This window comes from Pseudomonas sp. RIT411, from assembly GCF_003057735.2.
In the GTDB taxonomy this organism is placed as follows: Bacteria; Pseudomonadota; Gammaproteobacteria; order Pseudomonadales; family Pseudomonadaceae; genus Chryseomonas; species Chryseomonas oryzihabitans.
The window spans coordinates 46,074-67,165 of record NZ_QBIZ02000017.1 but is presented as its reverse complement, the minus strand read 5'-3'; the positions used below and the strand labels follow the sequence as shown (position 1 = coordinate 67,165).

The window sequence follows — 21,092 nt, the reverse complement described above, 5'->3', positions numbered from 1 at the left end:
TCGGGGGAAGGGATCTTCAGGGTCGTTCGACCGCAAAAAGTCGGAGAGTGTGGCAAGGGCCCGCGAGGGCGAAAAGGCCCTGCCGCTGATCGGCAAACCCGGCGGATCGGTGGCTTGCCGGTGGCCGGGCAAAACCGCTGCATGCCAGCGAAACGGTGCGCTCGCGCGGGCTCCCGGGCTAGACGAGGGCAAGCGCAGCGGCGGCTGGCCGGCAGCCGGGGCCCAGGATCGCGCTATGCCCGCGCGCCTGACCGTCCGGCCCGGGGGACGAACGGTCAGGGGCTGGAACCCGGTCGGCGCGTGGGCTCTCTACGGTTGCACGCGACGGGTTCGGCAAGGGCCCGCGTCCGTCTCTTCGACCGCTCCAGGAGCACCACGCCATGGCCACGGAATCTTCCCCTACAACCACCACGCTCAAACGCGCCGTCACCCTGCCCATGCTGCTGTTCTTCATTCTCGGCGACGTGCTGGGCGCGGGTGTCTATGCCCTGGCGGGGACCATCGCCGGGCGGGTCGGCGGCGCCATCTGGGCCCCGCTGCTGATCGCCTTGCTGTTCGCCCTGCTGACCGCCGCCTCCTATGCCGAGCTGGTCACCAAGTACCCGAGGGCGGGCGGCGCGGCGGTCTTTGCCGAACGCGCCTTCGGCCGGCCCTGGCTGTCCTTTCTGGTGGGTTTCTCGATGCTGGCCGCTGGCGTCACCAGTGCCGCGGGGCTGGCGGTGGCCTTTGCCGGTGGCTATCTGCAGGCCCTGGTGCCCTGGCCGGCCGGCTGGGTCTGCCTGGCCTTCCTGGTGCTCATCGGCCTGCTCAATGCCCGGGGCATCAAGGAATCGCTGTCGGTCAACCTGGTGATGACCCTGGTCGAGTTGTCGGGCCTGGTGATCGTCATCGTGGCGGCGGCCTGGTTCGTCGCCCAGGGGCAGGGTGAGCCCGCGCGGCTGCTGGAGGTGGATGCGCCCTCGGCCACGGTGGCCATTCTCAGCGCCTCGCTGCTGGCCTTCTACTCCTTCGTCGGCTTCGAGACCTCGGCCAACCTGGCCGAGGAGGTGCGCGATGTCAGCCGCGTCTATCCGCGGGCGCTGTTTGGCGCCCTGGTCATCGCCGGCATCGTCTACATGCTGGTGGGGGCGGGCGCCGCGCTGGTGCTGCCGGTGGCGCAGCTCAAGGCCTCGGGCGCGCCGCTGATGGACGTCCTCGGCGCCTCGGGGCTGGGCGTGCCGACCCGGCTATTCGCCGTCATCGCCCTGATCGCGGTGGCCAATGGCGCGCTGCTGACCATGATCATGGCCAGCCGCCTGGCCTACGGCATGGCCCGCCAGGGGCTGCTGCCGGCGGTGCTCGGTCGGGTGCTGCCGCGGCGACAGACCCCGGGGGTCGCCATCCTCGCCACCACCGCGGTGGCCATCGCCCTGACCTATACCAGCACCCTGGATGTACTGGCCGAGACCGTGGTGCTCTTGCTCCTGGTGGTGTTCATCAGCACCAACCTGGCGGTGCTGGTGCTCAAGCGCGACCGGGTCGAACACGCGCATTTCCGCGTCCACTGGCTCTTTCCGGTGCTGGCCCTGGCCTCCTGTGCGGTGCTCCTGGCCCAGCAGGGCGCGGCGACCTGGTGGCGCGCTGCGCTGATGCTGCTGGTCGGCGCCGCGCTCTATGGCCTGACGCGGCTGGCCGGCGCGCGCCGGGTCACAGCCTAGCCGCCCACCAGCGCATAGAGGATCTGCATGTCGGCCGGCTTGGTCAGGTGATGATCGAAGCCCGCCGCCAAGGCCTCGGCCTTGTCCTGGGCCTGACCCCAGCCGGTCATGGCGATCAGCTTGACGGCCTGCCCGGCCGGGATCTCGCGGATCGCCCGGGCCAGTTGGTGACCGGTCAGCCCCGGCATGCCGATGTCGGAGATGACGATGTCGGGGCCATAGCTCTGGAACAGCGTGAGCGCCGCCTGGCCGTCGTAGACGACCCGTACCTCGTGGCCATCCAGCTCCAGCAATTCGGCGATGGTGTCGGCGATGTCGGGGTTGTCGTCCGCCACCAGGATCCGCCGGGTGGCCGGCAGCGCTGGCTCCGCTGCGACGGGCTCGGCAATTGCCGCCGGAGGCGCCACGGTCAGCGGCAGGCTCACGATGAAGCGGCTGCCCTGACCCAGGCCGGCGCTGGTCGCGGTGATGTCGCCACCCTGCAGCCGCGCCAGTTCGCGGGACAGCGCCAGGCCGATACCCAGGCCCGGCGAGCGTTCCGCCAGGCGCGGATCGATCTGGCCGAACATCTGGAAAAGATCGGTCAGGCGTTCGGGCGCGATGCCGATGCCGTTGTCGGCGATCTCCACCCGCACCTCTTTGGCGCCCGCCTGTACGGAGAGGATGATCCGACCGCCCGCCGGGGTGTAGCGGGCGGCGTTGCCCAGCAGGTTGATGAAGATCTGCTCCAGGCGCAGCGTATCGGCGTAAAGCCAGAGCGGCGCCTCGGGCAGTTGCAGCATGAAGCTCTGACCCTTGTCCTGCATCGGCGCCTGGGCCGCGTCGGCCGCCGCCTGGAGCACCGTCTGCAGGGTAACGAAGGCATTGTGCAGGGTGATGCGCCCAAAGGTGATGCGTGAGATGTCCAGCAGGTCATTGAGCAGGGCGCCCATGCGTTCCACCTGCCGCTCGATGGTCTGGCAACTGCGCTGTTGCTGTTCGAGCGAGGCCTGGGGCGCGGCGATCAGCGCCGCCGCATGGCGGATGGGCGCGAGGGGATTGCGCAGCTCATGGGCCAGCACGGCGAGGAATTCATCCTTTTGCCGATCGTTGTCGCGCAGCTGCTGTTCCTGGCGCTTGCGCTCGGTGATGTCGAGAAACCAGACCGCCACGTTGCCGTCGAAGGGCGTGGCGCTGATCTGCAGCCAGCGGCTGGTGCCACTGGCATCGGCGCCCTGTAGTTCGACGGACCAGGCCGCCTCGTCGGCCTGGTGCTCACCACAGGCCTGCAGGATGCGCGGACCGGCCCAGGGCAGGCTGGGATGCGCGGCGCTGCCGTCGTGGCCCAGGGTGGCGGCGCCGATGGGGTTGAGATAGTCCCAGACGAAGCCGCCTTCGGCAGCGGGCACGGCGATGCCAAAGGACACCTGCGAGCTCTCCAGCGCCACCCGCAGGCGGCGTTGCGAGTGCAGCGCGGCCTCCTGGATCCGGGCGCGATCGATCACCAGCGCCGCCTTGGAGGCGCACAGATCGGCCAGGCGCTGCTGGCGCGGCGTGGGTTCCCCGGCCTCCGGCAGGTGCACGGTGAGCGCGCCGAGGGTGCCGTGCAGGGTACTGCGCAAGGGCACGGCATGCAGGGCGGCAAAGCCCAGGCGGCGGCCAAGCGTGGCCAGGGCGGCGAACTCCGGCGCGGTCGCCAGCTCCGGTATCACCACGCGGGTACCGCTGCGCAGGGCGGCGGCACAGGCGCTGTCCGCGGGCTGCAGGGCGGCCAACTGGTCCTGCTCCTCGGCCGCGAAGCCCGGCGCGAAATACAGCTGCGGCGGCTTGCCGTCTTCCAGCAGCGAGACGCAGCCCAGGGACGTCTGATGAAAGTGGCAGAGGACCTCGAGGATCTCCCGCAACTGTTGCGACAGCGAGGGCAATTGCAGCAGGCGATGATTGAGCCGTTGCAGGACCTCCAGATCGGCGACCTGCAGCTGCAGCTGTTCCTGACTCAGCTGCAGGCCCCGCAGGTAGTCGTCACGCTCCTCTTCCAGCAGCCGGCGGGCGTCGGCTGCGGCCAGCAGGGCTTCGCCGACCTGGCGGATCTCCAGGACGTCACTGTCCGGCAGCACGGGTGGCTGGCGCTGGCCCAGCGCCTGGGCGGCGGCCTGCAGCGCCTGTACCGGCTGGCTGATGCGCCGCGACAGCAGCAGGGCCATCGCCCAGGCGAAAGCCACCGACAGCACCAGGCCACCGCCATAGAGGGCGAAGGAGCGATTGGCGGCCGCGGTCACCTCTTCGGTGGGGATGGCGGTGGTCACGGTCCAGCCGGAATCGGGCAGGCGCACGAAGGCGGTATAGACCTGGCGGCCTTCGCGGGTACGGGCGGTGCCGACGCCTTCCTCGCCCGGTTGCATCAGGATCGCCGCCAGGCCTGGCAGGGCGGGCTCGCCCAGGCTTTCCTCATGCAGACTGGTACGGGCAATGCGCAGGCCATGGCGATCGAATACCGAGCCCACCCAGTCCTTGGGCAGGGCGCGGGCCAGACGCGCCGCGCGGATGCTTTCCGGTGTCATCACCGCGGTCAACACGAAGCTCAGCCTACCCTCGCGCTGCACCGGCACCCTTACCGGGAAGGCCAGCTGGCCGGAGGGCCCCTTGCCCAGCTGACCGATGACCGGGCGACGTCGGGCGACCACCTCGGCGAAGCTTTCCGGCTCGGCCAGCGAGCCCGCGGGTTGACGCTGTTGCGTCGAGATGCGCCGGACCACCTGGCCATCCGGTGTGGCGAGCAGCACCGAGCGCCATCCCGGCGCCAGCGGCAGGACCCGCTCGACCAGGGTGGCGAAGCCCTCCAGGTCGCCCGCCGCCAGCAGGGGCGACTCGGCCAGGGCCTGGAGGATGGTTACCGAACGGCGCAGTTCGCTCTCGATGGTGGTGGCGGCCTGGCGGCTGGATTCCAGCGCCCGCTGTTCAGCTTCATGCTGCTGGTGATGGACGAGCAGCCACAGCCCCAGCCCGGCAATCAGCGCCAGGGGCACGATCCCGGCGAAGGCGATGGCCAGCAGGCGGTTGCGCAGCGGGACCAGGTGCGCAGGGCGGGACTTGATAGGCGACATGGGCATTTCGATGGTGGAGAAGGCTCATTCTAGCCTGAGTTAGAGTGGTCCTTTGCCAGGCTTGAGCTCCCGTCGTCGGGCCGGTGCATATCGCTGCAGGCCGCGCCAGCTCTAGCCTGCAGCTTATCGAGGGGGTGCCGCTGATCGGCGATGGGTGGCTATTCAGTCAAGGGACGGTGACGCCGAACAGAAGGAGGTGAATCTGCCCTGTCTGCCCGGAGTCATTCCATGCGTACCCTGAGATTGTCGGCCCGTTCGGCCGTGTGTTTTGCCGCCGTCACCCTGTTGCTGCTGGTCCTGGCGGTCACCTCGGCCGTCGGCCTTAATTCGCTCTATAAAGCGGAGCAGGACGTCGAGACCAATTGGATGGCCAGCATCGCCCAGACCGCCAAGATGGATACCCTGGTGCTCCGTCTGCGCCTGGAGACCTTGCGCATGGTGGCCTCGGAGGACGACCAGATGAAGCAGACCGCCGCGGCGACCATCGCCCAGACGCGCGGCCAGCTGCAGAAGGAGGTGGCGGCCTATCAGGCCCTGGTCGCTTCGCCTGAGGAGCAGCGGTTGGCCGATGCCGTGTCCGCCGGCGTCAAGGCCTACGACGCCCGGCTCGACGAGATCGTTGCCATCGCCCGGACGCGTCCGGCCAGCGAAGGGACCGCCTACGTCAACGCCAACATCCGTCCGCTGACCAACGACCTGCAGGAGAAGATCGTCGCCCTGGGTGACTTCAACCAACGCGGCGCCAAGCAGGCGGGCGAGCTGGCCAACCAGACCTATAGCCGTAACCTCTGGCTGCTCGGGGTCATCTCCGCCGTGGCCGTGGTCCTTACCGTGGTGCTGGCCGTGCTCTATACCCGCAGCATCCTGCAGCCGCTGCGCCAGGTGCTGGACATCAACAAGCGCATTGCCGAAGGCGATCTGCGGGTGTCGGTTGTGGCAGAGGGTCGCGACGAGATGGCCGACCTGATGCGGGCCACGGTGCAGATGCAGCAGACCCTGCGCGACACCGTCAGCCACATCGGCGAAGCCTCGACCCAGCTGGCGTCCGCCGCCGAAGAGATGAATGCCGTGACCGAAGAAGCCAGCCGTGGCCTGCAACGCCAGAACGGCGAGGTGGAACAGGCTGCCGCGGCGGTCAACGAGATGACCGCCGCCGTGGAGGAGGTGGCGCGTAACGCCGCCTCGGCCTCGACCTCGGCGCAGCAATCCGAGCGCTCCACCGGCCTGGGCGCGGCCCGCGTCACCGAGACCGTCAATGCCATCAACTCCCTGACCAGCACCGTGTCCCACACCAGCGAGCAGATCGTCGCTCTGGCCGGACAGGCGCAAGGCATCGCCACCGTGGTCGATGTCATCCGTGGCATCGCCGAGCAGACCAACCTGCTGGCGCTGAACGCCGCCATCGAAGCCGCCCGGGCCGGTGAACAGGGTCGCGGCTTCGCCGTGGTCGCCGACGAGGTGCGCGCCCTGGCCCACCGAACCCAGGAATCCACCCGCGAGATCGAGCAGATGATCGGCGGCATCCAGAGCGGTTCGGAAGGCGCCGTGCAGGCCATGCAACGCAGCCGCGACGAGGCCACCGCCACCCTGAAGATCGCCCACGAAGCCGGTGCCGCCCTGGAGGAGATCGCCCGCTCCATCACCGAGATCAACGAGCGCAATTTCCTCATCGCCACGGCTTCGGAAGAGCAGGCCCAGGTCGCCCGGTCGGTGGACCAGAATCTGGTCAGCATCCGCGATCTGTCGATCCAGACCTCGGCCGGTGCCCACCAGACCGCCGCGGCCGCCCATGAGGTCTCGCGCCTGGCGGTGGACATGAATCGCCTGGTCGGTCGCTTCTCGGTCTGATCCAGCTGAACGCCTGGAAAGGCCCTGCCGAGAGCCCCTCGGCAGGGCCTTTTCGTTTCCAGTCTCCCGGCAGGCCGGTATGGCGGGACCAGCGGCGGGAACCGGTCCGGGGTGCCAGGGGGTCTGCAGCGAAAGATCCCAGGAGAGACGGCCATGTACCTCATCCAGTTGCTGCTACCCCTGAACGACAACGACGGCCAGCGCCTGCCCGGGGCGCTGTTCCAGGAGGTCCGTGAGGAACTGGTGGCGCGCTTCGGCGGGCTGACCGCCTTCAGCCGGGCGCCGGTGGAGGGCCTGTGCCAGGACGAGGCGGAGCGCGTCGAGGACGACGAGTTGCTGGTCTACGAGGTCATGACCGAAGCCCTGGACAGGGCCTGGTGGGCGGACTATCGGCGCCGGCTGGAAGCGGCCTTTCGCCAGCGCGAGATCCTGATCCGCGCTCAGCCGACCGAACGCCTCTAGGCCTCGGCCAGCACCACCCGCGCCCGGCCGGCGCGCTTGACCTGGTACAGGGCGCCGTCGGCGCGGCGGATCAGTTCATGGACATTGAGGCTGCCATCGGTGCAATGGGCGATGCCGATGGAGGAGGTGGTCTCGAGGCTGATGCCCTGCAGCTGCCAGGGTCGCTGCAGGGCACTGCACAGGCGCTCGGCCAGGGCCAGGGCCGCATCGGCGGAGGTCTCGCGCAGGAAGACGATGAATTCGTCGCCGCCGATCCGGCCGAGCAGATCCCCGGCCCGCAGGCAGGCGCTGACCCGGGCGACGAAGGCCACCAGCAGCAGATCGCCGAATTCGTGGCCGAATTCGTCATTGATGGCCTTGAAGCGGTCGAGGTCCAGATAGAACAGGGCGCAGGGCAGGTGGCCAGCAGCGCCAGCCCGGTAATGGGCGATCTGGTCGAGGATGCTGCGGCGGTTGGCGATGCCGGTCAGGGCGTCCAGGTAGGCCAGTGACCGGAAGCGCCTTTCGCTTTCCTGCAAGGCGGTCTCGGCCAGTTTGCGTTCGGTGACGTTGCGACTGACGATGGTCAGCAGCCGCCGTCCACCCTGGGCATCGAAGTGCGGGGTCTTGACCACTTCCCAGGTGTTGATGCGGCCGTCCGGGCCCAGGAAGGACTTTTCGATCTGGGTGGGCGCGCCGTTCTGCCAGGCCTGCTCGTCGGTGTCGATGTTGTAGCGGAAGGCTTCGGCATGGGTCGGAAACAGCTCGATCAACTCGACATCGGTGATGCCCACATAGTCGAAGCCGACCATGGCATAGGCTTCGAGCACGATGCGATTGACGAATAGCCAGCGCCCCTGGCCGTCCTTGGCGACGATGAACTCCTGGATCGAATCGAGGAGGGTGCGCAGATCGACGTCGGAATCGGCGGGGGACATGGGCAGGGCCTGGCGGTCGCATGGGTTTCCAGGCTATCGGCCTGTCAGGGTGGGAAATGAGGTCCCTCGTCGGGTCACCCGTCGCCTGGCCAGGAAGGTGGCAACAGGCGAAGCGGCGGGGACCGGCCGCCGACGAACGGCAGTGTTCCCGAGCCTGCGCCTTTGACGGCCACAAGCGAGGCGGCACGCTACAGCGCGGGTTCGGTCAGGAACCTAGGTCTGTCCCATGGGCCGAATGAGTTATTCATCAGCTGCCAGATGTGCCCCTCATGCAGACCACGACAAGAGCCGTTACCGGCCAGCACGCCGCCTCGAACCCGGTCACTCTCGAACCCGCCAAGGCGCTCTACCAGGCGTTGCTGGTAGACCACCCGGGTGCCCAGGCGCAGGAGCGGGCGCGTCTCTTTCTCGACGACCAGCTGCAGGCGGTAGCCGGTATGACCGCCGACCTGCCGGAAGACTCCGACGGCCTGGAGGCCTGGGTGCTGGAGAACAACGCCCGGGTCGGCGCCCAGTACCGCGACTACCTGGCCGCACGCAAGGCCGGGGCGCCGCGCCGCTATTTCGGCAGCAAGGCCCATGCGCTGTATTTCCTGCGCGGCGTGGCGCCGACCAAACTGGTGGATGGCGCCTGGCTCTATGGCACCCTGGCCCACTGGGACGACCTGCGCTATCGCGCCGCCATCCAGATCTACCTCGAAGAACTGGGCGACGGCCAACCGGACAAGAATCACGTGGTGCTCTATCGCAAGCTGCTGGCCAGCCACAGCTGCGAGGACTTCGCCGACCTGAGCGACGACCACTATGTGCAGGGCGCCATCCAGCTGGCCCTGGCCCATAACGCCGATCACTACCTGCCCGAGGTGCTGGGTTTCAACCTGGGCTACGAGCAACTGCCGCTGCACCTGTTGATCACCTCTTACGAGCTCAACGAACTGGGCATCGACCCCTATTACTTCACCCTGCACGTGACCGTCGACAACGCCGGCACCGGCCATGCGCGCAAGGCCCTGCAGGCGGTGCACGACGCCATGCCCGCCGAAGGCCGCGCGGCCTTCTACCAGCGCGTGGTGCAGGGTTATCTGCTCAACGAACTGGGCGCCAGCACCACCTCGGTGATCGCCGGCTTCGAACTGGAGCAGGCGGTGATCGAGGTGCTGGCGGAAAAGAGCAGCGTCGGCCGCTATGTGCATTCCGACTATTGCCGCATCGGCGGACGCAGCGTCAGCGACTGGCTATACGATCCGTCGCAGATTCCGGACTTCCTCCAGGTGATGCAGGAACAGGGCTGGATCAAACGCCACGAGGACCCCACCAACAGCCGCTTCTGGCGGCTGATCCAGGGCGAACGCGCGGAGATGTTCGGCGTCTTCACCGCCTACGAGCAGCAACTGATCCACGACTGGATCGCCGGCGATTTCGTGCACAACGGCGCCCGCAAGCAGGCCACTGGCGAGCGGGTGGCGGTGCTGCCGCGCCGCGAGGTGAGCTTTCGCGCCCGCCAGCGCCAGCAGGAACGCCTGTGCCCGGCGCTGGAAGCGGAGCAGGGCGGGGCGGCCAATGCGAGCAGGGCCCAGAGCAGCGATTTCGACAGCGAGGAGGCTGCACTGGAGCAACGGCTGGCGAGCCAGCCCAGTCGCGCCGCCGCCATGGCGCTGCTGGTCGAGCAGCTGTCGCCGGCGCGCCATCACAGCCGCGCCGGCCTGCTGGCGACGCGGCTGTTCGTCTCGCTGTTGGGCTGACGCCCAGGCCAGGACCCGCGAGGGTCCTTTTTTCATTTCGATTGCCACCTAAGGACCTGCCCGTGACGGCCATGGAACACCCCGAACACCCCGCGACGACCCCGGACCCGACCAAGGCGCTGGAGCTGCTAGTCGAGACGCTGCGTGCAGCCGACTATCACTTCATCACCCCGACCCCGGCCTCTCACGCCCGGGTCAATGCCCGACCCGGCAATGCCTGGGCGCGGGATCTGCAAGGCGTCTTCGGCTGGAGCCGGCCGTTTTCCCGCGAGGTGCTGCCGGAGTCCCTCATCGACGCCCTGGCCGCGGCCGAGCTGCTGACCCCGGTGCCCGGCGGCTGGCGCAGTCGGGTGCGGGTATCGAGCCTGGGCGATCAGCTGTTCGTGCATTCCGCCTATCCCACCGAAGAAGCCGATGCGGTGTTCTTCGGCCCCGACACCTATCGCTATGCCAATGCCCTGGAAGCCCAGTTGCGCTTCGAGACCGGAACCATCCGCCGGGCGGTGGACATCGGCAGTGGCGCCGGTCCCGGTGCCATCCTGGTCGCCCTGGCGCGGCCTGATGCCGAGGTGCTGGCGGTGGACATCAACCAGCGCGCCCTGGCACTGACCCGGGTCAATGCCGCGCTGGCCGGAGCCGACAATCTGCAAGCGCGCTACAGCAACCTGCTCAAGGACGTGGACGGAGACTTCGACTTCATCCTGTCCAATCCGCCCTATCTGGTCGATCCGGGCGAGCGCGCCTATCGTCATGGCGGCGGCGCGCTGGGCGCTGGCCTGTCGATGGCCATCCTCGACACGGCGCTGGAGCGCCTGGCCCCGGGTGGCACCCTGCTGCTCTATACCGGCGTGGCCATGGTCGAGGGGCGCGATCCCTTCCTGGAAGAGGTCCGCACGCGCCTGGCCGACCAGGACGTGGCCTGGCGCTATCGCGAGCTGGACCCAGATGTCTTCGGTGAAGAGCTGGAGACGGGGGTCTATGCCCATACCGATCGCATCGCCGCCGTGGTTCTTACCGTGACCCGACCGCGCTGAGGCCCCCCGCCAGCGGCTACACTGGCGGGCGCCCTCATCACCCGCCGTATCCCGGAGTCCGCCATGCAACTGCTGCTGAACCAGACCTCGCCCTATGCCCGCGCTGCGCGCGTCACCGCCCTCGAAGCCGGCTTCGGCGAGCGACTGACACTGGTGTGGAGCGATCCCTGGAACGACGATCCGACCTTGCTGGCAGCCAACCCGGGCAACAAGGTCCCGGTCCTGATCACCGACGATGGCATTGCCCTCAGCGAGACCCTGCTGATCTGTGCCCATCTGCACCAGTTGGGTGGCGGCAGTCCGCTCGCGGCCGAACGCCTGCAACTGGCCGGCCTGGGCCAGGGCCTGATCGACGCCGCCTTCGGCACGGTGATCGCCCGCAAGCATGGCGGGTCGGCCCAGGATGACTCGGTGCTGGGTGCCCGCCGACTGGCGGCCATCGACCGGCTGCTGGCGCGCTTGGCGGAGACGTCCACGCTGGATGCACAGGACCTCGATTTCAGCCACTACCTGGTGGCCGTCGGCCTGGACTACCTGAGCTTTCGCCTGCCGGAGATCGACTGGTCCGCGCACGGACGGCTGGTGGCCTTCCACCAGCGCCTCACCGCACGCCCGAGCTTTAGCGCGACGACCTTCCAGTAGGGCGAGAAGAAGCCCACGCGGCCGGCCGCGTGGGAAAGCCCTACAACTCGATCAGGATCTTCAACTGGGTCCCGGCCTTGTCCAGCAAGGCCTCGAAGCCCTGTTCCACCACGTCGTCCAGGGCGATATGGCGGGTCACCACCTTTTCCGCCGGCAGCTGGCCACTGGCGATCAGGGCCGCCACCTGGGGCCACATCAGTGTCGAGTAGCACCAGGAGCCGCGCAGGTCGACGTCCTTGTAGGTCAGGGTGAAGCCATCCAGCGCTGGCGGCTTGCCCTGCATTCCCACCTGCACCACCACGCCCTGGCGGCGCACCGCTTCCAGGCACAGCCCCAGCGGGGCCTCGGCGCCGACGCATTCGAAGGCCACGTCCACTCCGACGCCACCGGCGGTGTGGGCGCGCACCTCGCGTAGCACATCGGTGCTGCCGGGATTGAGGGTGATGAGGCCGTCCACCAGGCGCCGGGCCATTTCCAGGCGGTTGTCATTGAGGTCCACCAGGAAGATGCGGGTCGCTCCGGCGGCGCGGGCGGCCAGCACCTGTAGCTGGCCAATGGGCCCTGCGCCGGCCACCAGCACGCTGTCGCCCGGCTTCACCCCGCCCCTGTGGGTGGCGTAGACGGTCACCGCCGTGGGCTCGATCAGCGCCGCATGCTCGGTGCTGAGGTTGTCCGGCATGGGAATGGCGTTGTAGTCCTCCACCAGGGAGTACTCGGCCATGCCGCCCCAGGGGTGTGACAGGCCGATGATGGCCAGTTGTTCGCTAAGCTGGTACTGGCCGCGACGACCGTAGTAGTCGTCCCGCGGCGAGACCATGGGCTGGATGGACACCCGGTCGCCGGGTTTCACCGCGGTCACCTGGCTGCCCACGGCCTCCACCACGCCCGAATACTCGTGGCCGAGGATCTGCGGCACCTGGCCGCCGGTGTAGCTGTGCGGCGCGGTGGGAATGAAGATAGGCCCGCCCAGGTATTCGTGCAGGTCGGTGCCGCAGATGCCGCAGAACTGGTTCCTGACCAGCACCTGGGTGGGGCCCGGCGCGCCGGGTGGCGGGACGTCTTCCACCCGGATGTCGCGGGCGGCATGGAAACGGGCTGCTTTCATGACGAGGCTCCTTTAGTGTTCGCAACGGGGCAGAAAGGCCTGGATCAGGGCGTTGACCCGGTCGGCGGCTTCCATCTGCACCATATGGCCCTGGCCCTCCAGGATCTCGACCTGGACGGCCGCGGGCAGGCCATCGGCATGCTGGACCGGAATGATGGCGTCGGCCTTGCCCCAGATCAGCAGCGCGGGAATTTCACCGCCCAGTACCTGGCGCATTACCTGGGCCTGCTGGCCATTGGGGAAGAGGTTGCCCGCCAGCTGGTGCAGCGCCTGGTCCACGCCTTCCAAGCGCTTGTACTTCAGCAGGTCCTCCAGCAACGGCCGGGTGACCAGGCCCGGATCGCTGAACAACAGGCTGACCGGGCCCTTTAGCTGGTTGCGGCTGGTGGCGGCGACGAAGCCTTCGAGGTAGTCACCGTTGATCTCCGCACCCAGCCCGGCACTGCCGATCAGCACCAGGCCGGCGACCCGCTGGGGCGCCGCCTGCGCCAGGTGCAGGGCCACGGCGCCCCCCATGGAGTGGCCGACCAGTACGGCGCGGGGGATGTCCAGGTGGTCGAGCAGCGCCAGCACCGCGGCGCCCAGCTCGGCGAGGTCGCCCGTGGCCAGCGTCTTGCCGGACTGGCCATGGCCGGGCAGGTCCAGGGCGATCACCCGGCGCTCGGCGGCCAGGGCTTCGTGGTTGAACAGCCAGTTGTCCAGATCACCGGAGAAGCCGTGGATCAGCACCACGGGCAGGCCGCCTTCACCGCGCTCCAGGTAGCGTAGCGGGCGACCATCGAGCTCGATGCGTTGGGCCTGGGGGCCGGCCTCGGCGGCGTCTTCGCCACCGGGCACGAAGTCTTCCTCGAACCGTGCGATCACGGCGTCGATCTCTTCGTCGCTGGCCTCGCCTTCCACCACGATGGCCAGCAGGGCGCCCACCGCCAGGGTCTCGTCCTCGCGCGCCAGGCAGCGGCGCAGGGTGCCGGAGAAGGGCGCCTCGACGCTGCTGCTGATCTTGTCGGTCTCGACGTCGAGCACCTCGTCGCCCTTGGCGATGGGGTCGCCTTCGGCCTTGAGCCAGGCGTTGACCCGGCCCTCGCTCATGGACAGCCCCCACTTGGGCATGGTCAGGGTATGGATCTGGCTCATGCGGCCTGCCTCCCTTGGGTGATCTTCAGCACGGCGCGCTCGATCTTGGCCGCGTCGGGGATATAGAGGTCTTCCAGGGCGTCGGAGAAAGGCACCGGAGTGTGCGGCGCGGTCACCAGCTGCACCGGGGCGCGCAGGTCGTCGAAGGCCTGTTCGGCGAGCAGGGCGGCGATGTCGGTGGCCACCGAGCAGCGCGGATTGGCTTCGTCGATGACCACCGCGCGACCGGTCTTTTCCACGCTTTCCAGGATGCTGTCGCGATCCAGCGGGCTGGTGGTGCGCAGGTCGAGCACCTCGCAGGACACGCCGTGGCGCGCCAGGTTGGCGGCGGCGTCCATGGCCAGGTGCACCATCCGGCCATAGGTGATGAGGCTGACGTCGTCGCCCTCGCGCAGGAAGCTGGCCTCGCCGAAGGGGATGGCATAGGACTCTTCCGGCACCTCGCCCTGCATGCCATAGAGCAGCTTGTGCTCGCAGAAGATCACCGGGTCGTTGTCGCGGATGGCCTGGATCAGCAGGCCCTTGGCGTCGTAGGGGGTGGCCGGGCAGACCACCTTGAGCCCGGGGATGTGGGTCCACCAGGAGGTGAGCATCTGCGAATGCTGGGCCGCGGCCCGCAGGCCCGCGCCGACCATGGTCCGCAGGACCAGGGGGGTGACCGCCTTGCCGCCGAACATGTAGCGGAATTTGGCCGCCTGGTTGAGGATCTGGTCCAGGCAGCAGCCGGCGAAGTCGACGAACATCAGTTCGCACACCGGGCGGGTGCCACGGGCGGCGGCGCCCACCGCCGCGCCGACATAGCCGATCTCCGACAGCGGGGTGTCCAGCACCCGCCCGGGAAACTTGTGATAGAGACCCTTGGTGACGCCGAGCACGCCGCCCCAGGCGTCCTGTTCGCCGGGTGCCCCGGCGCCGCCGGCGTTATCCTCGCCCATGAGGAAGACGGTGGGATCGCGGCGCATCTCCTGTTCCAGGGCTTCGTTGATGGCTTGCTGGTAGCTGATCTTTCTGGCCATGGTGGCGCTCCTTGTTGTTTTCCGATCAGGCGTAGGTGACGTAGACGTCGGTGAGCAGGTCTTCCGGGCCGGGCTTGGGATCGGCCTTGGCCTTGCGCACGGCGTCCTCGATGAGCTGCTCCACTTCTTGGTCGATGCTGTCGAGCAGGGCGGGCTGCAGCTGGCCGGAGCGCGTCACCCGCTCGCGGAATTGCATGAGGCAGTCGCGCTGCTCGCGGGCCTGCTTGACCTCATTGGGATCGCGATAGGTCTGGGCGTCGCCTTCGAAGTGGCCGAAGTAGCGGGTGAACTTCACCTCGATCAGCGAGGGGCCTTCGCCGGCCCGGGCGCGGGCCACGGCTGCCGCGGCGGCTTCATGGACGGCGAAGAAGTCGAAGCCGTCCACCGTCACCCCGGGCATGCCGAAGCCGGCGGCGCGGTCGGCGATGTGGTCGCAGGCCACCGACCAGTTGGAGGCGGTGGCCTCGGCATAGCCGTTGTTCTCGGCGACGAAGATGCAGGGGAGATTCCACACCGAGGCCAGGTTCATGGCCTCGAACACCGCGCCCTCGTTGGAGCCGCCATCACCGAAGAAGGCCACGGCCACGGCGTCGCTGCCCTTGAGCTTGGCCGCCAGGGCGGCGCCGGCGGCCAGGGGCGCGCCGGCGCCGACGATGCCATTGGCGCCGAGCATGCCCTTTTCCAGATCGGCGATGTGCATGGAGCCGCCCTTGCCCTGGCAGACCCCGGTCTTCTTGCCATAGATCTCGGCCATCATGCCGTAGACGTCCACGCCCTTGGCGATGCAGTGGCCATGGCCACGGTGGGTGGAGGCGATGCTGTCCTCGTGGCCCAGGTGCGCCATGACGCCGGCGGCCGAGGCTTCCTCACCGGCATAGAGGTGGACGAAGCCGGGAATCTCGCCGGTGGCGAATTCCACGTGCAGCCGCTCCTCGAAGGCGCGGATGGTGCGCATCACCCGGTAGGCATGGCTCAGGTTTTCGACGCTTGGGGTCTCGCTCATCTTATTGTTCTCCAGGATTGCCGAGGGCCGACGTGGGCCGGCGGCGGACCAGCAGGCGCTGCTGCGCCGCCAGCTCCAGCACCCGCTCCACGTCGATGCTCAGGGGGCCGTCGAGGTCCAGCGTCACCTGCGGACGCGCCTCGGGGCCGAATTCGATTTCCCGCTCGCCGTCCAGCGCCAGGGTGCCGGCGGCCAGCGACAGGGTGCGTGGCTCGCCTGGCAGCAGCAGGCCGCTGGCGGCGATCCCGGCCTGGGCCAGCACGCCGGGGGAGAGGGGGACGGTCAGTTGCGCCGGCGCCTCGGGCTGCAGCCGCACCCAGCCGCCATGGGGGGCGCTGCGGGCGACCGGATGCCAGAGGCCGCAGAGGGCCGACAGGCCGATGGCCCAAGGCTCGGCGAAGGTGGTGAAGACCTCGGCCAGATCCTCCACCCGGGTCACCGCCCGGGCGCCGAGATAGGCCTGGCGACAGACCGCCACGTCCACCAGCGCCCAGTCACGGATGCCGCGCTCCGGCACCTCCACCCGCAGTCGCTTGTTGCGCCGCAGCGCCAGCGCCGGATCGACCCGACCACTCGCCACCAGGCCGCCGGCCAGGCCCGCGCTGGTGGCCTCGCGCAATTCGGGAAAGGCGTTGTTGGTGCCGGTGGAAAGGGTCAAGAGCGGCAGGTCGCCCACCTCGGCGGCCACCGCCTTGTGGGTGCCGTCGCCGCCGAGCACGGCGATCACCGCCGCGCCCTGGGCCAGCAACAGCCGCGCGGCGCGGCGGGTGTCGTCCACGGTCTGGGTCAGCGGCAGATTGAGAAACACCAGCTCCGGCCAGCGCTGCTCGCGGGCCTGGCGACTGCCGCTGGCCTTGAGCACGGCGGCGGCGATACCGGTCATGTCCGGCGGCAGCAGTACCCGCTCCACCCCGGTGGCACCAAAGGCCGCCAGCAGGCGCATCACCACCCCGGCCTTGTCGGTGCTGGAGGTGAGGGCGGCATTGCCGGTCAGCCGGCGCAGGTCACGCCCCGAGGCGGGGTTGGGCAGGATGCCGACGGTTATGGGCATGGCTGACTCCCGAGGCCTGGACCATCGGTCAGGGCAGCCGTGCGGCGATGCCGGGGTGCGCTCATGGGTCTGGCCCTCTTGTCGTTGTCTTGGGAGCGTCGCAGAGCCCTGAGCAAGGCGGGTGCCAGGTCGCTATAGTTTCGCTGCAGGCCAGGCTGGGTGCGGCTTTGCGGGGGATGGCCAGGTCCGGCGGGAAGGCCGCGTCGCGCCGGGGCGTCTCAGGGCTGCGACGGCAGGGCGAGACGCTGAGACGATTCGTCTCAGGCCGCGGCGGACTTGAAGGCCGGGGCCAGGGGGCGCTAAATGAAGGGCAGAACAATGACCGGCCTTCCATGCCATGACCGGAATTCAGGGAGAGACGCCCATGTTGTCTACCCAGGCCCGCTATCACGCCCGCGCCATCGACCAGGCCCTGCGCGCGCCCTTGCGCACGGCCAGTCCGCCCGGGCGCATCCTCGATTCCTGGCGTCGTTCCTTCGAGCAGTATCAACTCGACCCGGGCAGCCTGCGCGGTCCGCGCATCCTCTCGCGCTACGAATTGCGCCAGCACCAGCAGGCGGCGGAAGACTTCCTGCGCGTCGCCGACGGCGAACTGGGCGCCCTGCATGCGCGGGTCGAGGCGGCCGACTACTGCGTGCTGCTGGCCGACGCCCAGGGCCATACCCTGGATTACCGGGTCAGCGATCGGCTGGACGACGAATGCCGCCGCGCCGGGCTCTACCTGGGCACCTGCTGGTCCGAGCAGGAGGAGGGCACCTGCGGGGTCGCCGCGGTGCTCACCGACCGGGCGCCGGTGACGGTGCACAAGGCCGATCACTTCCGCGTGGCCTTTACCGGCCTGACCTGCACCGCCGCGCCGGTGTTCGCGCCGAGCGGCGAGTTGCTCGGGGTACTGGACGTCTCGGCGCCGCGTTCGCCGGACGACCGCCGCAGCCAGCTGCTGATCCAGCAGTTCACCCGCGACAGCGCCCAGCGCATCGAGAATGCCTACTTCATGCACAGCGCCCGGGGTGACTGGGTGCTCTGCGGCCATGCCCAGGCCAGCTATCTCGACACCCAGCCGGAATTGCTGCTGGCCTGGGATCAGAGCGGACGCCTGACCGGTCTGAATCGCCCAGCCCGGCAACTCTGCCTCGCTCAGCTGGGCTATCTGCCGCAGCGCCTGGACGAGCTCTTCGGTCGCGATGCCCCGGCGCGGTTGCAGGAGGACCATGGCGAACCCCTGCGCCTGGGCGATGCGCATTTCCACGCCCGGGTACGGGCGCCGCGTCAGCGTCTTGGGATGGTGATCCCGCTGGTTCGCGAGCCGCGTGCGGCGGACCCCGAGGAAGAGCCCCGGGTCAGCCAGGCGCTCGCGACCGCCCTGCGGCTCTATCGCCATGGCCTGCCGATCCTGGTGACCGGCGAGACCGGCACCGGCAAGGAGGTCTTTGCCCGCGGCCTGCACCAGGGTGGCGATCGTGCCGGGCGGCCCTTCGTCGCCCTCAATTGCGCGGCGCTGCCGGAAAGCCTGATCGAGAGCGAATTGTTCGGCCATGCCGCGGGGGCCTTTACCGGCGCCCAGCGCCAGGGTCGCGATGGTCTGATCGTGGCGGCCGATGGCGGCACCCTGTTTCTCGACGAGATCGGCGACATGCCCCTGGCGCTGCAGACCCGGCTGCTGCGGGTGCTGGCCGAAGGCGAGGTGCTGCCGGTGGGCAGCGCCCAGCCGCGGCGAGTGGATGTGCGGCTGGTCTGCGCCACCCACCGCGACCTCCAGGTGCAGGTCGCCGCCGGGCTGTTTCGCGAAGACCTGCTCTATCGCCTCAATGGTGCCGTCTTCCAGCTGCCACCGCTGCGCACGCGTGCCGACCGCCTGGCGCTGGCGCGGCGGCTGCTCGAAGAAGAGTGCGGCAAGCGTCCGGCGCCAGAGCTGGCGCCCCAGGTGCAGGAGGCCATCCTGGCCCATGACTGGCCGGGCAATGTGCGCGAATTGCGCAATGTGCTGCGCTACGCCTGCGCCCTGTGCGATGGCGCCCTTATCACCCTCGATCATCTGCCGGTCAGTCTGCGGATGGGTGACGCGCCGGCCGCCGAGCCGCCACCCGAGATCGACAGCCCCGAGCGGCGGGCGATCCTGGCGGCCCTTGTCCGCCATCGCTGGAAGGCGATTCCGACCGCCCGGGCGCTGGGGATGTCCCGGGCCACCCTCTACCGGCGGCTCAAGTTGCACGGCATCGCGATGCCGCATCGCCAGTCCGAGGACTGAGGCGTTCCGCCGAACGGTCATGGCCAGCAGGGGCTGCCCTGGCACGGTGGTTACCGCAGACAACCGAAACGGCGGGCGCCGGCATCGCTGGCCCCGGTCGTCTCGCTGCGGGACGTCAGCGCGGTCGCCCAGGAGTCACACCTCAGACACAGACCCTGAGGAAGCCCCCCTGATGCGTACCCTGCCGCTGTTGCTTGCCCTGCCTGCCGCCCTGGCTCTGCTGAATCGCACCTCGTCCCGGCGTTCGCCGCAGATCGATCACCAGCAGCTGAATGGCCGGACTATCGTCGTGACCGGCGCCTCCAGTGGCGTCGGCCGCGGCGTGGCCCTGGCGCTGGCCCGGCACGGTGCCAACCTGGTGCTGGCCGCGCGGCGCAGCGAGGCGCTGGAAGCCCTGGCGGTCGAGGTCCAGGCCTTGGGCGTGGCCGCCCTGGCAGTGCCCACCGACGTGGCCGACGTGGCGCAGATGACCGCCCTGGCCGAGCAGGCCGAGCAGCGCTTCGGCCGCATCGACGGCTGGATCAACAATGCCGGCGTGGTCGCGGTCGGGCGTTTCGAAGAGGTGCCCCTGGAAGACCACCTGCGCCTACTGGATACCAATGTGAAGGGTGTGGTGATAGGTACCCACCTGGCCCTGCAGCGTTTCCGCCGCCAGGGCTACGGCCGGCTGGTCAACGTGGCCTCGGTGGACGGCGAGATTCCCCACGCCTACCAGGCGTCCTATTCGGCATCCAAGGCCGCGGTGCTCAGTCTCGGTCGGGTGCTGCAGCAGGAATTGCGCCGTGGCCGCCAGCCGAACATCCAGTTGTCGACGGTGCTGCCCTGGGCGCTGGATACGCCGATCTGGGGCCATGCCGCCACCTACACCGGCCACCGCGCCGACCTGCCCACCAAGGATTCGCCGGACAAGGCGGTGCAGGCCATCGTCGGCGCGCTGCTGCAGCCACAAAAGGAAATCACCGTGGGCTACAAGGCCAAGCTGGCCTACTGGGGGCATCGCCTGGCGCCGGAGCTCAACGAGCGCTTCACCGCGGCCGCGGTCCAGCGCGCCGAGATCGACTGGAATCCGGCCAAGGCCGCCACCTCGGGCAATCTGCAGCAGCCCGATCAGGCGGGACGGACTATCCGGGGTTCGAATTTCTAAGGCATGGACGTCCCAGCTAGTGCCAGGACGCGCTATGTGCTCCGGTACGCGCTTCGGGACCGGTGATGGTCAGCGAGGGTAGCGCGCCAGGGTATAGGGCGGTCTGGAGTGTCTGGGCCAGGATAGCCCGGGTGCAGAGCAGGGCGGTCGGAGCAGCGCCTTGCAGGCGGGTGGCGAGCTCGGGCCAGCACAGGATGGCTGCCGGATCGAGCTCCAGGCAGGGCAGCAGGGGCAACCCCTCCGCCAGCATGATCTGACTGTGAGCCTGCAAGTCGGCGATTGGCGGCTCCCCGGCGGTGACCAGCAGGATTCGCCGATGCCCGAGCACGATCAGCCGCTGGGTGGCCAGCGCGATGCACTGGCCGTGCGCCTCGGCGGAGCGGCAGTGGTCAAGGTCGTTAGCCAGCGCCAGCCTTTGCGATGGCGTGGCGAAAGGATCGAGCGGACGGATGGCGGGACGAGTATCCATGGATGGGCCTCTGCCACGGCGTGGTGGTCAAGAGGTCCAGCGTGCCGGTAGTGGATGGCAGCTTCGTGACAGCCTCGCATCCGTTGATGCCCCCGTGCCCAAGTGAACGGAGGGCACTTCCCGTCGGCGGACAGGTCCCGAGTAGAGGCCTTGCGTTCTCCACCGAGGCGGCTAGCCTGAACAGGGTGACGTTCCTCCGGGAGCCCTGCTGATGGACAGGTTGCATGAACGCTTGGCCCAACTCGATCCGCCCGTGCGCCACGAGCTGGAGCGGCGTAGCGACGGCTTGCTGATCACCCTCATCGAGGCCGATCACAATGTGCGGGTGTCGCGCCTGCTGAAGGCGGACGACATGCGTGAGGTGGAACAGGTCAATCTGATCCTGCTACACGCCATCAACGAACTCAGACGCAAGGGTGCCCAAGTGCCCCTCGACAAGGATACCGTTCTGCTGACGCGGCTGCCCTGCGCGGGGGTCGGTACTCCGGGTTGAGCGG

The 21,092-nt window shown here is 68.9% G+C and carries 17 protein-coding genes; 9 read left to right on the top strand and 8 right to left on the bottom strand.

Translation table 11 applies throughout. The annotated features are described in order from the left end of the window. Positions 1–380: 380 nt before the first annotated feature. Positions 381–1,697: an APC family permease gene (locus tag DBY63_RS19880; RefSeq protein WP_108582651.1), complete on the top strand. Its 1,317-nt coding sequence runs from the start codon at positions 381–383 to the stop codon at positions 1,695–1,697. Here DBY63_RS19880 and DBY63_RS19875 read toward each other — a convergent pair. Further along, on the bottom strand, positions 1,694–4,780 hold the full coding sequence (locus tag DBY63_RS19875) for a response regulator (RefSeq protein WP_108582650.1): 3,087 nt from the start codon (positions 4,778–4,780) through the stop codon (positions 1,694–1,696). The two genes, DBY63_RS19880 and DBY63_RS19875, sit on opposite strands and share 4 nt — an antisense overlap. Positions 4,781–5,008: 228 nt before the next feature. Between DBY63_RS19875 and DBY63_RS19870 the strand changes: the two genes are divergently transcribed. Continuing rightward, positions 5,009–6,628, top strand: coding sequence for a methyl-accepting chemotaxis protein (locus DBY63_RS19870; protein ID WP_108582649.1), 1,620 nt, complete (start codon positions 5,009–5,011; stop codon positions 6,626–6,628). A 153-nt stretch (positions 6,629–6,781) separates the two neighbouring features. Beyond that, positions 6,782–7,090, top strand: a complete 309-nt coding sequence (locus DBY63_RS19865) for a hypothetical protein (RefSeq protein WP_044342024.1) — start codon at positions 6,782–6,784, stop codon at positions 7,088–7,090. Here DBY63_RS19865 and DBY63_RS19860 read toward each other — a convergent pair. Further along, positions 7,087–8,007, bottom strand: a complete 921-nt coding sequence (locus DBY63_RS19860) for a GGDEF domain-containing protein (protein WP_108582648.1) — start codon at positions 8,005–8,007, stop codon at positions 7,087–7,089. The two genes, DBY63_RS19865 and DBY63_RS19860, sit on opposite strands and share 4 nt — an antisense overlap. 269 nt (positions 8,008–8,276) lie before the next feature. Here DBY63_RS19860 and DBY63_RS19855 point away from each other — a divergent pair, with 269 nt between their 5' ends. The 3 genes from DBY63_RS19855 (at position 8,277) to DBY63_RS19845 (ending at position 11,425) form a co-directional block, all read left to right on the top strand. Next, entirely contained in the window at positions 8,277–9,749 is a 1,473-nt protein-coding gene (locus DBY63_RS19855; RefSeq protein ID WP_108582647.1) for an iron-containing redox enzyme family protein, read from the top strand. A gap of 71 nt (positions 9,750–9,820) precedes the next feature. Beyond that, positions 9,821–10,783 carry a class I SAM-dependent methyltransferase gene (locus DBY63_RS19850; protein WP_108582646.1) on the top strand — a complete coding sequence of 321 codons (963 nt, stop codon included), beginning with the start codon at positions 9,821–9,823 and terminating at the stop codon, positions 10,781–10,783. A gap of 63 nt (positions 10,784–10,846) precedes the next feature. Continuing rightward, a complete protein-coding gene (locus tag DBY63_RS19845) occupies positions 10,847–11,425 on the top strand; it encodes a glutathione S-transferase family protein (protein ID WP_108582645.1) in 579 nt (192 codons plus the stop codon). Between the two features lie 40 nt (positions 11,426–11,465). Here the strand turns inward: DBY63_RS19845 and DBY63_RS19840 are convergent, their stop codons facing one another. The 5 genes from DBY63_RS19840 to DBY63_RS19820 are packed head-to-tail and all read right to left on the bottom strand — an operon-like array spanning position 11,466 to position 16,734. Continuing rightward, positions 11,466–12,530: a 2,3-butanediol dehydrogenase gene (locus DBY63_RS19840; protein WP_108582644.1), complete on the bottom strand. Its 1,065-nt coding sequence runs from the start codon at positions 12,528–12,530 to the stop codon at positions 11,466–11,468. 12 nt (positions 12,531–12,542) lie between these two features. Beyond that, positions 12,543–13,664: an acetoin dehydrogenase dihydrolipoyllysine-residue acetyltransferase subunit gene (locus DBY63_RS19835; RefSeq protein ID WP_108582643.1), complete on the bottom strand. Its 1,122-nt coding sequence runs from the start codon at positions 13,662–13,664 to the stop codon at positions 12,543–12,545. Continuing rightward, positions 13,661–14,680, bottom strand: a complete 1,020-nt coding sequence (locus DBY63_RS19830; protein WP_108582642.1) for an alpha-ketoacid dehydrogenase subunit beta — start codon at positions 14,678–14,680, stop codon at positions 13,661–13,663. The genes DBY63_RS19835 and DBY63_RS19830 overlap by 4 nt, the downstream gene beginning before the upstream one ends. A 25-nt stretch (positions 14,681–14,705) precedes the next feature. After that, complete coding sequence (locus DBY63_RS19825) at positions 14,706–15,683, bottom strand: thiamine pyrophosphate-dependent dehydrogenase E1 component subunit alpha (protein WP_007158560.1); 978 nt, start codon at positions 15,681–15,683, stop codon at positions 14,706–14,708. Between the two features lies 1 nt (position 15,684). Beyond that, positions 15,685–16,734 carry an NAD(+)/NADH kinase gene (locus tag DBY63_RS19820; protein WP_108582641.1) on the bottom strand — a complete coding sequence of 350 codons (1,050 nt, stop codon included), beginning with the start codon at positions 16,732–16,734 and terminating at the stop codon, positions 15,685–15,687. Between the two features lie 364 nt (positions 16,735–17,098). On the opposite strand from DBY63_RS19820, the gene DBY63_RS19815 reads away from it, so the two are divergent. Together DBY63_RS19815 and DBY63_RS19810 are read left to right on the top strand one after the other, a co-directional pair. Beyond that, positions 17,099–18,982: a sigma-54-dependent Fis family transcriptional regulator gene (locus DBY63_RS19815; RefSeq protein ID WP_108582640.1), complete on the top strand. Its 1,884-nt coding sequence runs from the start codon at positions 17,099–17,101 to the stop codon at positions 18,980–18,982. Positions 18,983–19,154: 172 nt separating this feature from the next. After that, a complete protein-coding gene (locus tag DBY63_RS19810; RefSeq protein ID WP_108582639.1) occupies positions 19,155–20,126 on the top strand; it encodes an SDR family NAD(P)-dependent oxidoreductase in 972 nt (323 codons plus the stop codon). A gap of 16 nt (positions 20,127–20,142) precedes the next feature. Here the strand turns inward: DBY63_RS19810 and DBY63_RS19805 are convergent, their stop codons facing one another. Continuing rightward, positions 20,143–20,595 (bottom strand): hypothetical protein, encoded by a 453-nt coding sequence (locus tag DBY63_RS19805; RefSeq protein ID WP_108582638.1) that lies wholly within the window; start codon positions 20,593–20,595, stop codon positions 20,143–20,145. Positions 20,596–20,806: 211 nt separating this feature from the next. Between DBY63_RS19805 and DBY63_RS19795 the strand changes: the two genes are divergently transcribed. After that, a complete protein-coding gene (locus tag DBY63_RS19795) occupies positions 20,807–21,088 on the top strand; it encodes a hypothetical protein (protein ID WP_042133866.1) in 282 nt (93 codons plus the stop codon). Positions 21,089–21,092: the final 4 nt, after the last annotated feature.

Excerpts from the sequence above, each read along its gene's own strand:
- DBY63_RS19880 (WP_108582651.1), top strand. The coding sequence starts at position 381 with ATGGCCACGGAATCTTCCCCTACAACCACCACGCTCAAACGCGCCGTC.
- DBY63_RS19875 (WP_108582650.1), bottom strand. The coding sequence starts at position 4,780 with ATGTCGCCTATCAAGTCCCGCCCTGCGCACCTGGTCCCGCTGCGCAAC.
- DBY63_RS19870 (WP_108582649.1), top strand. The coding sequence starts at position 5,009 with ATGCGTACCCTGAGATTGTCGGCCCGTTCGGCCGTGTGTTTTGCCGCC.
- DBY63_RS19865 (WP_044342024.1), top strand. The coding sequence starts at position 6,782 with ATGTACCTCATCCAGTTGCTGCTACCCCTGAACGACAACGACGGCCAG.
- DBY63_RS19860 (WP_108582648.1), bottom strand. The coding sequence starts at position 8,007 with ATGTCCCCCGCCGATTCCGACGTCGATCTGCGCACCCTCCTCGATTCG.
- DBY63_RS19855 (WP_108582647.1), top strand. The coding sequence starts at position 8,277 with ATGCAGACCACGACAAGAGCCGTTACCGGCCAGCACGCCGCCTCGAAC.
- DBY63_RS19850 (WP_108582646.1), top strand. The coding sequence starts at position 9,821 with ATGGAACACCCCGAACACCCCGCGACGACCCCGGACCCGACCAAGGCG.
- DBY63_RS19845 (WP_108582645.1), top strand. The coding sequence starts at position 10,847 with ATGCAACTGCTGCTGAACCAGACCTCGCCCTATGCCCGCGCTGCGCGC.
- DBY63_RS19840 (WP_108582644.1), bottom strand. The coding sequence starts at position 12,530 with ATGAAAGCAGCCCGTTTCCATGCCGCCCGCGACATCCGGGTGGAAGAC.
- DBY63_RS19835 (WP_108582643.1), bottom strand. The coding sequence starts at position 13,664 with ATGAGCCAGATCCATACCCTGACCATGCCCAAGTGGGGGCTGTCCATG.
- DBY63_RS19830 (WP_108582642.1), bottom strand. The coding sequence starts at position 14,680 with ATGGCCAGAAAGATCAGCTACCAGCAAGCCATCAACGAAGCCCTGGAA.
- DBY63_RS19825 (WP_007158560.1), bottom strand. The coding sequence starts at position 15,683 with ATGAGCGAGACCCCAAGCGTCGAAAACCTGAGCCATGCCTACCGGGTG.
- DBY63_RS19820 (WP_108582641.1), bottom strand. The coding sequence starts at position 16,734 with ATGCCCATAACCGTCGGCATCCTGCCCAACCCCGCCTCGGGGCGTGAC.
- DBY63_RS19815 (WP_108582640.1), top strand. The coding sequence starts at position 17,099 with ATGTTGTCTACCCAGGCCCGCTATCACGCCCGCGCCATCGACCAGGCC.
- DBY63_RS19810 (WP_108582639.1), top strand. The coding sequence starts at position 19,155 with ATGCGTACCCTGCCGCTGTTGCTTGCCCTGCCTGCCGCCCTGGCTCTG.
- DBY63_RS19805 (WP_108582638.1), bottom strand. The coding sequence starts at position 20,595 with ATGGATACTCGTCCCGCCATCCGTCCGCTCGATCCTTTCGCCACGCCA.
- DBY63_RS19795 (WP_042133866.1), top strand. The coding sequence starts at position 20,807 with ATGGACAGGTTGCATGAACGCTTGGCCCAACTCGATCCGCCCGTGCGC.